Here is a 14,467-nt window from a genome sequence, read left to right on the forward strand (position 1 = left end):
TGAATACTGATCACTGAACACTGACCACTGACCACTGACCACTGAAATCTGAACACTGATCACTGATCCCTGAACACTGATCAAAAGGAATAAATATAACTTAAAGTAAGTTAAAAATGAGTAACTTTAATACGCTCCAAAACAACACATAAAATACTCATAATAAAACAAGTATCGTTAAAAATTAATCTAAAAAAGGGCCATGAACAATCAAAACATCAGCCAAAAATTGATTAGCAGTCATCTTCTTTCAGGCGAAATGAAACCGGGAAGCGAAATTGGATTAAAGATAGATCATGTGTTGCAGCAGGACGCGACCGGAACCTTAATTATGCTTGAATTGGAAGCTTTTCAATTAGAAAGAACCAAAGCGGAAGTCGCCGTTCAATATGTCGATCATAATCTACTCCAGACCGATTACAAAAATATGGACGATCATCTTTTTCTGCAATCGGCTGCTGCCCGCTTTGGGTATTGGTTTAGCAGACCGGGGAATGGAATCAGTCATGCCGTGCATATGGAACGATTTGGCAAACCCGGCAGTACGCTGCTAGGTTCTGACAGCCATACTTGCGCAGGTGGTGGGATAGGAATGCTGGCCATTGGTACCGGTGGATTGGATGTAGCTCTTGCAGCTTCCGGCGAGCCGTATTTTGTGAAGATGCCAAAAATCATGGGCATTAAACTCACAGGCAAGTTGCCCGACTGGGTCAGTGCAAAAGATGTAATTTTAGAAATGTTAAGACGTTACGATGTAAATGGTGGTCGAGGATATATTTTAGAATATTATGGTCCGGGACTGAAACACCTGAGTGCTTGGGACCGACACGTAATTGCCAACATGGGGGCCGAAATGGGGGCCACTTCTTCGGTATTCCCATCTGATGAAGTCACAAAAGAGTTTCTTCGAAAAGAAGGACGGGAAGACCAATGGATGGAATTGAAAGCAGACGAAGGAGCTACTTATGATCATAATGAAGAAATTAATTTATCGGAACTAGAACCTTTAATTGCAATTCCCAGTAGCCCCGGGAATGTAGTTCCTGTTAGAGAAGTAAGTGGCAGACCGGTAGCACAAGTGGTATTGGGTTCATCAGCCAATCCGGGACTACGTGATTTCTGGATTGTTTCCCAAATTGTAAAAGGACAATTCTCATCTCCGGAGGTTTCCTTTGATGTCAACCCTTCCACACGTCAGATATTACAAAATCTGACCGAGATAGGCGCCCTTGCCGACTTGATTGCTGCCGGTGCCCGCGTTCATCAATCAGGTTGTATGGGTTGCATTGGTATGGGGCAGGCGCCAGCCACCAATAGCATTAGTCTCCGAACAATGCCTCGCAATTTCCCGGGACGCTCCGGAACACTTGATGATCAGGTATATCTGTGTAGCCCGGAAACCCTTGCGGCGGCGGCACTTACAGGGAAGATTACTGATCCCAGAGATCTGGAGAAACTATTCAATATTGGATATCCGCAATGGAAAGAACTGCATACTATTACAGTGAATCAGCAAATGCTAATTGCCCCGAATGGAAAATCGGTCGAATTAATCAAAGGGCCGAATATTAAAACCCTACCCGAATTTGGAGAACTTCCAGACGAATTGGAAATACCCATTCTTTTAAAAATGGGAGACGATATTTCTACCGATGAAATACTAAAAGCGGGTGCCGATGTATTGCCGCTGCGCTCCAATATTCCCGAAATCAGCAAATATTCCTATTATGTGATTGACCAGCACTTTTACGATCGGGCTATAGAAAACCAAAATAAGTACGAAGGTTTTTGTGTGATAGCGGGCGAAAATTATGCGCAGGGTTCCAGTAGAGAGCATGCGGCCTTAGCCCCACGCTATTTAGGTCAGCTGTTTACAATTTCAAAATCGTATGCCCGAATCGGTTGGCAGAACCTGATTAACTTTGGCATTATTCCTTTCGAATTCCAAAATAAAGATGATTTTGACAAACTGGAACAGGGGGATTTGCTAAGAGTCGAAGGAATTAGGTCAGCAATAAAAAATAGAGAAGTTCTAAATGCGAAAGTAATTGCAAAGCAAATAGAAATTCCGCTCGTCTTAAACATAAGTGACCGCCAAATTGAACTAATCTTAAAAGGTGGCGCTATAAATTACGTAAAGGATAAGAAACACTTAAATAGGTGAAAAATCTGAAATTTTTATTATTCGTAGTTATAAGCAGGTTGTGGTAGTTAGTGATACACAAATCACAAATCTAATTAAATTATAAATCCTCAATAAATAAAGTCCATACGAGACATTTATAATAATAATTACCTGAAAATCAAAAAAACTTAATAATTTTAAAACTTCAAAACTCCGACTACTAATTAACTTAAAACCATTTAAATTAAACAGAAATCACAATCTTGACAAACCGTTTATGATAGGTAGCTGAGACTGATTACTAAAAACTGATCACTAAATACTGAAAACTGATTACTGAACACTGATTACTGAACACTGATCACTGAATACTGACCACTGAACACTGATCACTGAACACTGACCACTGACCACTGAATACTGACCACTGAACACTGATCACTGACCACTGAACACTGATTACTGAACACTGATTACTGAACACTGACCACTGAACACTGATCACTGACCACTGATTACTGACCACTGAACACTGAACACTGATTACTGACCACTGATCACTGAACACTGACCACTGAACACTGAACACTGAACACTGACCACTGAATACTGATCACTGAATACTGATCACTGACCACTGAACACTGACCACTGAACACTAAACATTTTTTTCTACCTTTGCCACATGTTTACATTATTCAAATCAAAACCCGTACTTAAAGATTTAATTCCTGATGGACATATAGACATTCATTCCCATCTTTTGCCGGGTATTGATGACGGTGCTCGAACTTTTGAGGATACGTTACGGCTTACACAAGCACTTCAGGGTTTTGGAGTTTCCCAGTTTATTACTACACCTCATATTATCCAATATGTTTGGGACAACACGCATGATCAAATTCTTTCCAATAAAGAAACTACTGTTTTAGAATTAGAAAAAAACAAAATCACTGTTCCCTTTAATGCTGCTGCCGAGTATTTGATGGACGATCAGTTTGTACAACTTTTTCAATCACACGAATTATTAACATTAAAAGCTAATTACGTATTAGTAGAAATGTCCTATATCAATGCCCCGATCCAATTGTATTCCATACTTTTTGACTTGCAGGTGGCAGGCTATATTCCTGTTTTAGCCCATCCTGAGCGTTATCTCTTTTACCATAATAATTTCAGTGAATACGAAAAACTAAAAAGAGCGGGTTGTTTATTTCAATTGAATTTATTGTCAGTAGTGGGTTATTATGGTGTTGAAATTACAAAAATAGCAGAACAACTTCTGGCAAAAGGAATGTATACTTATGTAGGCTCCGATGTGCACCACGACAATCACATTGCTTCTTTTGAACAAAAAGTAAAAATAAAAGACTTGGCACCGCTAAAAGAAGCGATCGCCAACAATCAGTTTTTCAAGTTAGTGTAAATTAAAGTTGAACTACTATTGCTTTTAATGCAAGTTTCACAATACATCTTAATTATAATTACTATTTCGAATCTCATAATAAGAACTAAGTAGTTTAAAAATAGGAAAAAAGTTATTTCCAAAAAATATTTTTGAGCTTTTTGAATGAGCTCAAATATTTTTTAGAATAACTTTTCAACGCACACAATTAGCAAGACACTACCAATTTCAGCACTGGCAGCAGACCCTTGAGTCGAGTGTGAAATACGAACGGCTGTGGTCTGGATAGAGAAATACGTCCGATGATTTTTGTTGTAAAAATATTGAGGTTGAAATCGAAGATTCATGAATAACATAAAGCAATAACAACCCATAAATATTTTTATGCAACTTTTTTAATCTAAAGAAAAATTAGTCTTCAAATAAAAAATAGCAATCGCAACAACTTGCATTAATCGTCCTTATATTTTTGAACCAAAAAATCACGGTAAGGATTTCAGCGCTGGCAGAAGGGAGTGACCCCCGAGTCGAATGATAAAGTACTATCCATCTAAACGTCCACTTTTAACTCGCCCTTAAATAAAAAGCATAGAAAAACAACGATGAAGTGAAGTGGCAGCACTCCGCGAGTTGAGTCCGCAGGACGAACGGCTCGGGGTGTGGAGCGGAACTTCAAGGTAGTTTTCAAGCTTTTTATTTTCAGGCTTGATCTTTTTGTTACTTTTTTCATCAAGGGAAAAAGTAAAGATTCCTTCAGGAGCAGATTAGGTTTCGATAGGGAAATACGCCCGATGATTTTTGTTGCAAAAATATTGAGGCTTGATTTTTTGTTTCTTTTGTATCAAGACAAAAGAAAAAATAACCCATGAATATTTTTTGTTTCTTTTGAAATCATAGATTCACGAACTCCAATAAATTATTAACTCGTGAGTAATCAAGACAAAAGAAAAAATAACCCATCAATATCTTTTGTTTCTTTTGAAATCATCGATTCACGAACTCCAATAAAATATTAACTCGTGAGTAATCAAGACAAAAGAAAAATTAGTCTTCAAATAAAAAATAGTAATCGCAACAACTCGCTCCACTCGCCCTTATATTTTTACACCAAAAAATCACGGTAAGGATTTCAGCGCTGGCAGAAGGGAGTGACCCCCGAGTCGAGTGTGAAACACGAGCGGCTGGGGTCGCGATAGGGAAATACGCCCGATGATTTTGGTGTAAAAATATTGAGGCTTGATTTTTTGTTTCTTTTGTATCAAGACAAAAGAAAAAATAACCCATGAATATTTTTTGTTTCTTTTGAAATCATAGATTCACGAACTCCAATAAAATATTAACTCGTGAGTAATCAAGACAAAAGAAAAATTAGTCTTCAAATAAAAAATAGTAATCGCAACAACTCGCTCCACTCGCCCTTATATTTTTACACCAAAAAATCACGGTAAGGATTTCAGCGCTGGCAGCAGGGAGTGACCCCCGAGTCGAATGATAAAGTACTATCCATCTAAACGCCCACTTTTAACTCGCCCTTAAATAAAAAGCATAGAAAAACAACGATGAAGTGAAGTGGCAGCACTCCGCGAGTTGAGTCCGCAGGACGAACGGCTCGGGGTGTGGAGCGGAACTTCAAGGTAGTTTTCAAGCTTTTTATTTTCAGGCTTGATCTTTTTGTTACTTTTTTCATCAAGGGAAAAAGTAAAGATTCCTTCAGGAGCAGATTAGGTTTCGATAGAGAAATACCTCCGATGATTTTGGTGTAAAAATATTGAGGCTTGAAATCGAAGATTCATGAATACCAAAAAACAATATTAACCCATGATATCTTTTGTTTCTTTTGAAATCATAGATTCACGAACTCCAATAAAATATTAACTCGTGAGTAATCAAGACAAAAGAAAAATTAGTCTTCAAATAAAAAACAGCAATCGCAACCAACTCGCTCCACTCGCCCTTATATTTTTACACCAGAAAATCACGGTAAGGATTTCAGCGCTGGCCGCAGGGAGTGACCCCCGAGTCGAGTGTGAAACACGAGCGGCTGGGGTCGCGATAGGGAAATTTGTCCGATGATTTTTGGTTTAAAAATATTGAGGCTTGATCTTTTGTTTCTTTTGCATCAAGGCAAAAGAAAAGATTGTCTTCAAATAAAAAACAGCAATCGCAACCAACTCGCTCCACTCGCCCTTATAGTTGCCATACCAAAAAACCACGGTAAGAATTTTAGCCTTGGCCGCAGGGAGTGACCCCCGAGTCGAGTGTGAAACACGAGCGGCTGGGGTCGTGATAGGGAAATACGCCCGATGATTTTGGTGTAAAAATATTGAGGTTGAAATCGCAGATTCATGAATACAAAAAAAACAATATTAACCCATGATATCTTTTGTTTCTTTTGAAATCATCGATTCACGAACTCCAATAAAATATTAACTCGTGAGTAATCAAGACAAAAGAAAAAATAACCCATGATATCTTTTGTTTCTTTTGAAATCATAGATTCACGAACTCCAATAAATTATTAACTCGTAAGTAATCAATCCAAAAAAAAAATATTGAATAGCAAAAAACAATAACAACACCCTTTAGGGATGGTGTAAACAAAAAAAAGTCTGCAAAGAACTAATTCTTTGCAGACTTTTTATCAAAACCTTTGTTTTATATTACTTATCCAATAATTGAAATGTAGAATTCATACTTATAAATTCCGGCACAATTTTTTTCATTTGCATTACAATTTCATCATTGCCAAAAGAATTTGCTTTTTCTATCAGTTCTTCGATATCATTATGTAAGGTTTCAAACTCATCTTGAATTTCCTCGGCAATCATAATTTTTTCGTGATGCGTAGCTAATGTTTTTGAAGTGTCATTAAGCAATTCCTCAAATAATTTTTCCCCTGGTCTTAAGCCAACAATTTGGATTTTAATATCTTTATCCGGTACAAATCCGGCCAACTTGATCATCTTTTTAGCCAAATCAATAATTTTAACCGGTTTCCCCATGTCAAAAATATAAATCTCCCCTCCGTTACCCATAGACCCAGCCTCCAAAACCAATTGACACGCTTCAGGTATAGTCATAAAATACCGAATAATATCAGGATGAGTAATCGTCACAGGACCTCCTGCAGCGATTTGTTTGGTAAACAAAGGCACTACAGATCCGTTCGAACCTAAAACATTTCCAAAACGGGTGGTGATAAATTTGGTAACATTTTTCTCTCCTTCATTTTGAACCTTCAACTGCAACGACTGCACGTATTTTTCAGCTATTCTTTTACTGGCCCCCATTACATTACTTGGGTTTACTGCTTTATCAGTAGAGACCATTACAAATTTCTTAACCCTATACAAACAGGACAAATCAGCAAGATTTTTAGTCCCTTCTATATTGGTAAGAATAGCTTGTGAGGGATTCTCTTCCATCAAAGGCACATGTTTATAGGCGGCAGCATGGTAAACCACCTGAGGAAGATGCGCTTTGAAAACCATATTCATGGCACTTTTATTCCTTACATCCGCAATTACAGTATGTATTTTTGAATTGGAACCTGTATTTTGCATTTCTAAATACATATGATGCAACGGTGTTTCAGCCTGATCTAAGATAATGATTGTTTTAGGATTGAAACTCAATACCTGACGCACAATCTCACTCCCAATAGACCCTGCAGCACCGGTAATCAGGACAGTTTTATCTTTCAACTGCTTAGATATCGATTTATTATCTAACACAATGGGTTTTCGCTCCAGTAAATCTTCAATTTGGATACTCTTTACTTTTTGTGATATCTCTTTTTGATTTTGCCAATCTGAAATAAGAGGCACTGTAAACACACTGTAATTGAATTCTAAACACTGATCAACAATAGTTAACTGTTCTTCTTTAGACATGCTTTTATCTGCAATGATAACTGCCTGAGCATTTACAGAACGCATTAGTGGTGGTAATTTTTTCTTTTTAATTAATATCGGAAGATCCAACATTCTTTTTGTCGCGTTCTGATTATTTTTATCGACAAATCCAACAATTTTAAAACGAGAAGGGGTTTCAAATTTTAGGGCATTCGCTACCGATATGGCATTGGCATCCGTACCATAAATAATAGTCCGTATTAATTTTTCTTTTCCAATTTCAGAGAAATAAGCCTCAAAAGTTTGTTTAATTATGACCCGATACAAGAACAAGCCGCAAAAGGAAAGGACAATATTGATAAAAAAAGCAGTATTTAAAAATGCTTTTACACCGTATAAAAATTCGTATGCAAAGTTAAACAAAAGAAATAGCACCAAAACAGCCATTTGTGAAAACAAAAGCTTTACCGCATCAATGTAAGAAGAATGTCTTATAATTCCGGAATAGGTTCGAAACAACCAGAAAAAGAAAAGGTTAACACCAAAAAAAGCGCCTATAAACCTACCCGTATACGGTGTAATAACATAGTCTAATCCAGTTCCCCTAAATATCAGTATAGTAAAAAAAAAGGACAATACTAACACGGAGAAATCCATCAGAACAATTACCCACCTGGGCAGATAACTTAAGTTGTAAATGTTAAATTTCAAATTTGCTCTTGAAAAAAAATTTGACTTTACCGATGACGAACTAGTATTTTCAGTGGTACCCAAAATTTATTTTTTTAAAAGATTAATGCCTTTATCTCAACAAAAATAAGATTAATTAAGTTACAAAAGGAAAATGACTCAATCCAATTCACTATTTTCGGTTAAAAACAAAAAAGCACAATGAATATCACCCCTTTATGAACTGTTAAAATTTATGTTTTATTTAAAAATAAATTTCTTATTTATTAAATAATCCATTGTGACACTCAATCTAGCAATCCAAATGAAATCAAATACTTCTTATATCTGCTTTTGCTACCACCCATATTCGGAATCAAAAGCAAATTCTATTTTAGAATATTCAAAATCCACTTTCCCATACCTGTTGAAAAATCTAACCCTAAGGAAACGGAGCCGAATAATCTATTTTATAAATGCATTACAAATCTTAAAGGACCATTTTAGAAAACTAATTTTTATAACCAATAATAATTAAAAACTGACCATTGAATACTGCGAGGGAACACTAAACCTACAACTTGTTTTTCAAAAGCCCTAAAAGATACTCCCCATAACCTGATTTTTTCAAAGGCTCTGCTAAATCTTTCAGTTGTTGTTCTGAAATAAAACCCTGTCTCCAGGCAATTTCTTCAATGCAACCCACTTTCAATCCCTGACGCTCTTCAATAACCTGTACAAATTGTCCCGCTTGCATCAGGCTATTAAATGTTCCAGTATCTAGCCAGGCCGTACCCCTGCTTAAAATTCCTACTTTCAAGGCTCCTTTTTCAAGATACACTTTATTAATATCGGTGATTTCGTATTCCCCTCGAGCACTTGGTTTAATGTTTTTGGCAATTTCTACCACCGAATTATCATAAAAGTACAAACCGGGCACCGCATAATTTGATTTGGGTTCCAATGGTTTTTCTTCTATAGAGAGCGCTTTAAAATTAGCATCAAACTCAACTACGCCATAGCGTTCTGGATCAGAAACGTGATAGGCGAAAACAACTCCTCCTTCAGGATTGGTGTTAGATTGTAATAACTCATCCATAGTAGAACCAAAGAAAATATTATCTCCTAAAACTAATGCTACGCTGTCTTTTCCAATGAATTCTTCTCCAATAACAAAAGCCTGAGCCAAACCATTCGGAATCGCTTGCTCCGCATAACTGAATTGACATCCTATTGATACGCCATCCCCCAATAATTTCTTGAAATTAGGTAAATCATGTGGCGTCGAAATAATTAATATTTCATTGATTCCCGCCATCATCAAAGTAGACAATGGATAATAAATCATCGGTTTGTCATAAACCGGCATCATTTGTTTGCTCATAGCGAGCGTTAACGGATGCAAACGCGTGCCAGAACCTCCGGCTAATATAATTCCTTTCATTAATATTTTATATTTTCAAATTAGTATGGAATGAATTGATAAAATTCATTGGCTCTCCTCACGCCAAATATTGTTAAAGCGAAAATTGCCCATTTCGGCTCTCTTTAGGGTCGGGGTAAAACGAAAATCATATCACTTTTGACTTTCGACTTTTGACTTTCGACTTTAAAATTTCAAACTCTTTTCCAAACTTTCCTTATAATCCGGTACACTAACCCCATACACCCGTTTAATTTTTGTTTTATCTAATAAAGAATAAGCAGGACGCTTTGCTGGAGTAGGATAAGCCGATGAAGGAATACCTTTCACTTCACAACTATAACCTCCAATTTCCTTAATAGCCAAAACGAATTCATACCAGCTGATTTCGCCTTCATTAGAATAATTGTAGATCCCCGAAATCCACTCTTTTGCTGTCACTATGGTCATAATGGCCTGTGCTAAATCAACCGCATAGGTTGGAGATCCAATCTGATCGTTGACCACCCCAATGCTATCGCGTTCCTGCAGCAATCGTTGCATAGTTTTCACAAAATTGTTTCCAAACCTGCTATAAACCCATGACGTTCTGATGATAATAGCATTCGCATTTGCTGCTAAACAAGCCAACTCACCCGCTCTTTTACTGGCTCCATAGACATTAATAGGTTTAGTTAAGGCTTCCTCTGTCAATGCTATAGATGATGTTCCGTCAAAAACATAATCGGTGGAAATATGAATTAGTTTTACAGAATGATCTTCAGCATATTGGGCAATAATCCCAACAGCCGAATGATTAACAATATCCGCTAATTCTTGTTCTGTTTCCGCTTTATCAACGGCAGTATAGGCCCCACAATTCAAAATGATATTTGGAGAAATTGCCTCCAATTGACTTTGTAAAACTGACAAATTATCCAAGGAAACTTGTACTCTATCCGCAAAAACCCATTCGAATTGAGTATAATTTTTGGATAACACTTTCAATTCCGAACCCAATTGTCCGGTTGCTCCAGTTACTAAAATTTTTTTCATTCTATTTTAATTAATCATTTATGCGAAATATACCATTAATATAAAAAGCCAAACAGCCATAATGGGATTTTGTTCTGAAAACCATACTCAATATCGTCGGCTGCGATGAAGGCGTTTTCAATACCTTCAATTTGTTTCATCGACTTATCCTTTCCTCCTATTTCGAAAACATACTTCTCATTTATCAAAAAATCACCCTTGTCTGAATACATGATTTTATGGGTATACCCGAGCTGATTTGCGAAAAAAGTCTCTCTTATATTTCCAGTATTAGCGGCCCTCGAAGTTAAAGCATACATCAAATTTGAGTTTTCCAAATACACTTTAAGCGGTTTCTGTAGTTTACTGATACCACCAGACTCTTTAAACAAGTTGATAGTAAGACCAATTTCATCCAAATAATGAAAGTACAAAAGCAAAGTACTCCTGGCAATTCCAATTTTCGTACTCAATTTACTCACATTAGGGATAAAAGGCACCGATTCCGAAATAATAAGCAATAATTGCTTTATTTTATGAACATAAGCCAAATCTAAACCTCGCAACAAAGGCAACTCAAATTCAAGCATCATATTAATAACATCTTCCAAACGAAGAACATATAAATCTAACTCCTCTTTATAAAATGGATAATACCCCTGTTTGAGATAAGCATCAAAATATTGCAAAGGTTTTACCTTGGCATTAATCAAAGTCGATTCTTTTGAGTGATTTTTCAAAATGGAATCTAAAGTCAATTTATCAAAATGTTGTCCCGTTTCTATGCTTAGATACTCCCGAAAAGAAAGTCCTTGCATGGTATAAATAGTCGCCCTGCGACTCAAATCGGTACTGGCATTCAATATCTCAAGCAACGAAGAACCTGTAAACACGACTTTTAACATCGGGTAATCATCATAGATATTTTTTAATTCTTGCGACCAATTGGAATATTTATGCACCTCATCTAAGAATAGATACTCCCCTCCTTTTTTTACAAAATCATCAGCTAAATCAACCAAAGTGTGATTACTAAACCAAATTGAATCTAAGGTCACATACAATGTCTTGTCTAACTCATCTGCGAGACTCAATTTAATATGTTGCAGGAGCATTGTTGTTTTCCCAACACCTCTTGCCCCTTTAACCCCTATTAATCTTGCGTTCCAATTAATATCACTCCCCAAACTCCTTACGAAATCCGTTGAAGTGAGACTTAACTTAAAACGAAATTTCTCAACTAACTCTTCCATATTGTTTTATTTACAATACAAAAATACTTATTTTTGTTCGGCAGACAATACAAAATAATAAATTATTGTTCACTCTATCTAACAAAGTATCACTATTTACGTTTGTTTAACCACTAAGAAATCAAATAATAGTGCCGTAAAGACACAAAGGAAAATAACACTACGCTTTGCGCCTTTGCGAGAAAATAATACAAAATATATTTTGCCTTTAAACTTAATCAGACATCATGATATAGAGTACAAAAACACTTCCAAATTCATTATACACGATACAATATTCGAATTATTTTATACACCCCAATAGACATATTCTGAAATCTAAAACTCCCAATCAATATCCGCAAAACTCGGCAAAACCAAATCCTTTTCAGAAACAATAACTTCCTCCGGGCTCAATTGCCAATCTATAGCCAAAGTAGGATCGTCATACCGAATCCCTCTTTCGCTCTCTTTATGATACAACTGATCTACTTTGTAGAGTACGGAAGCTATTTCACTCAAAACCGAAAAACCATGAGCAAATCCGTGGGGAACCATCAATTGTTTTTTATTATCCGCACTTAAAACTACACTGAAATGCTGCCCGTAAGTGTTTGAATTTTTTCTTAAATCAACTACTACATCCAGGATTTCTCCTTCTAACACACGAACCAATTTAGCTTGGGCAAAAGGGTTAATTTGCAAATGCAATCCTCGAATCACACCACGTTTAGAGAAAGACTGATTATCCTGTATAAATTGATAATCAATCCCATTTTCATGAAATTTAGCTTGATTGTAGGCTTCAAAAAAATACCCTCTTAAGTCTTCAAAAACTCTGGGAGTAATGATTACTAAATCCTGTATAAAGGTTTGTTCTATGTTCATCTGATAAAAAAAAATAACGATGGATTACCACCATAATTATTATATAATTAAAATTATTTTAAGTTGTTTTAAAAAAAAAAGTCACAACTGATTCAATTCGGTTTCTATCTTCATCAGTAAGGTTAGAACCTGATGGCAAACACAATCCTTTTTCAAACAATGTTTCCGCTACTCTTGTCCCATAATAGGGGTATATCTCAAATACAGGTTGCAAGTGCATCGGCTTCCATAAAGGACGACATTCTATATTAGCAGCTTCAAAAGCCAATCGCAAAGTTTCTCTGTTTATATCATCAAATAAGTTAGGTTCCACAATAATAGCACTCAACCAATAATTAGCATAATAATCGTCATTAGGAGTTGTAAAAACGGTGACATTTTGAATGTCTTTGAATAAAGCAACATAGAAGGCATTCATATTTCTTCGCAACGCAACATGATCGTCTAAAACTTCCATTTGTCCACGGCCAATACCAGCACAAATATTACTCATTCTATAATTATACCCTATTTCACTGTGCTGATAATGGGGTGCAATATCTCTGGATTGGGTGGCATAAAAAACAGCTCTGTCTTTTAGAGCCTTTGTTGGAGTAACTATGGCTCCTCCTCCAGAGGTAGTGATAATTTTATTTCCATTAAAGGACAAAACTCCTATATCCCCAAAAGTTCCACATTGTTGACCTTTGTAACTGCTACCCAATGCCTCAGCACTATCTTCCAAAACTGGAATAGCATACTTATTAGAGATCGCTTTAATTGCTTCAATCTTATACGGAACCCCATATAAATGTACCGCTATAATTACTTTGGGTTTCTTGCCATTGGCAATTCTATCAATAATTGCTTCTTCTAAAGCAATTGGACAAATATTCCAAGTTTCGGGCTCACTATCAATAAAAACTGGCGTAGCGCCTAAATAAAGAATAGGATTAGCAGAAGCCGAAAAAGTCATACTCTGACAGATTACCTCGTCACCTGCTTTTACCCCTAATAATATCAACCCTAAATGGATGGCGGCAGTTCCAGAACTAAGAGCTCCGACAAAAGACTGATTGCGAAGGTAACTCTCTAAGTCTTCTTCTAAACCATTTACGTTAGGGCCTAATGGAGCAACCCAGTTCGTGTCAAAAGCTTCTTGTACGTAGTTGCGTTCATTTCCTCCCATGTGTGGAGAAGAAAGCCATATTTTTGTGTTATTCATTTTCTTTGTTATTAATGGAATTTAATGGGTTTTGCTGGAATCCCTACGGCAGTACAATTTTCTGGAAGGGATTTTGAGACAACCGCACCTGCTCCAACAATTGTATCTCGGCCAATTTCAAGTTGATTAATGATTTTGGCACCAGTGCCAACATATACTCTTTCTTGGATCAAAACTTCTCCAGAAATATTGACTGAAGGCATAAATGAAGCAAATGAAGATATTATTGTGTCATGTCCAACTGTGCACATCAAATTAAGTATTACAAAATCTTTAATGACAATATTACAAGTAATTATGCAGGCAGCACAAATTATATTTCCAACTCCAATTTCCACAAAATCATCTGATATTGCAACGCTTGGATGGATAATATTTGGAAAAGCAACATACTTGTTGTTAATTTTATTAAGGTTAGCTTGTTTTATTTGCGGATTGGCAATTGCCATCACCATACAGCAACTTTCAGAAATATTATTAATATCTTTAACACTTCCCAAAATGGGATAGTTATTCACAATTTCGCCTACTTTAAATCCATCATCATAAAAACCAATAAATTTATATGTAGGAGTAATTTTGTTGATTGAATCAAGGATCGTTTTTACTTCTCTTCCAAATCCTCCTGCTCCTATAATCGCAATATTTTTCAT

Annotated in this window: 9 protein-coding genes; 2 read left to right on the forward strand and 7 right to left on the reverse strand. The window is 36.3% G+C overall.

Annotated features, from left to right (window positions below):
* Positions 1-202 precede the first annotated feature (202 nt).
* Together ACFX5F_RS12005 and ACFX5F_RS12010 are read left to right on the forward strand one after the other, a co-directional pair.
* The gene (locus ACFX5F_RS12005) at positions 203-2,164 is read left to right on the forward strand and encodes an aconitate hydratase (RefSeq protein WP_379852271.1); all 1,962 of its coding nucleotides are present in this window, start codon (positions 203-205) and stop codon (positions 2,162-2,164) included.
* 646 nt (positions 2,165-2,810) lie between these two features.
* Positions 2,811-3,551, forward strand: a complete 741-nt coding sequence (locus ACFX5F_RS12010; RefSeq protein ID WP_379852272.1) for a tyrosine-protein phosphatase — start codon at positions 2,811-2,813, stop codon at positions 3,549-3,551.
* A gap of 2,639 nt (positions 3,552-6,190) precedes the next feature.
* Here the strand turns inward: ACFX5F_RS12010 and ACFX5F_RS12015 are convergent.
* From ACFX5F_RS12015 to ACFX5F_RS12045, 7 genes are all read right to left on the reverse strand, one after another.
* The gene (locus ACFX5F_RS12015) at positions 6,191-8,041 is read right to left on the reverse strand and encodes a polysaccharide biosynthesis protein (protein ID WP_379852273.1); all 1,851 of its coding nucleotides are present in this window, start codon (positions 8,039-8,041) and stop codon (positions 6,191-6,193) included.
* A gap of 586 nt (positions 8,042-8,627) precedes the next feature.
* Entirely contained in the window at positions 8,628-9,497 is an 870-nt protein-coding gene (gene rfbA / locus ACFX5F_RS12020; RefSeq protein WP_379852274.1) for a glucose-1-phosphate thymidylyltransferase RfbA, read from the reverse strand.
* Between the two features lie 165 nt (positions 9,498-9,662).
* Positions 9,663-10,511 carry a dTDP-4-dehydrorhamnose reductase gene (rfbD, locus tag ACFX5F_RS12025; protein ID WP_379852275.1) on the reverse strand — a complete coding sequence of 283 codons (849 nt, stop codon included), beginning with the start codon at positions 10,509-10,511 and terminating at the stop codon, positions 9,663-9,665.
* Positions 10,512-10,546: 35 nt separating this feature from the next.
* Complete coding sequence (locus ACFX5F_RS12030) at positions 10,547-11,743, reverse strand: ATP-binding protein (RefSeq protein ID WP_379852276.1); 1,197 nt, start codon at positions 11,741-11,743, stop codon at positions 10,547-10,549.
* Between the two features lie 318 nt (positions 11,744-12,061).
* A complete protein-coding gene (gene rfbC, locus ACFX5F_RS12035) occupies positions 12,062-12,610 on the reverse strand; it encodes a dTDP-4-dehydrorhamnose 3,5-epimerase (protein ID WP_379852277.1) in 549 nt (182 codons plus the stop codon).
* A gap of 58 nt (positions 12,611-12,668) precedes the next feature.
* Positions 12,669-13,814 carry a DegT/DnrJ/EryC1/StrS family aminotransferase gene (locus ACFX5F_RS12040; RefSeq protein ID WP_379852278.1) on the reverse strand — a complete coding sequence of 382 codons (1,146 nt, stop codon included), beginning with the start codon at positions 13,812-13,814 and terminating at the stop codon, positions 12,669-12,671.
* Positions 13,815-13,825: 11 nt separating this feature from the next.
* Positions 13,826-14,467: an acetyltransferase gene (locus ACFX5F_RS12045; RefSeq protein ID WP_379852279.1), complete on the reverse strand. Its 642-nt coding sequence runs from the start codon at positions 14,465-14,467 to the stop codon at positions 13,826-13,828.

Source organism: Flavobacterium zhoui, from assembly GCF_042787235.1.
In the GTDB taxonomy this organism is placed as follows: domain Bacteria; phylum Bacteroidota; class Bacteroidia; order Flavobacteriales; family Flavobacteriaceae; genus Flavobacterium; species Flavobacterium zhoui.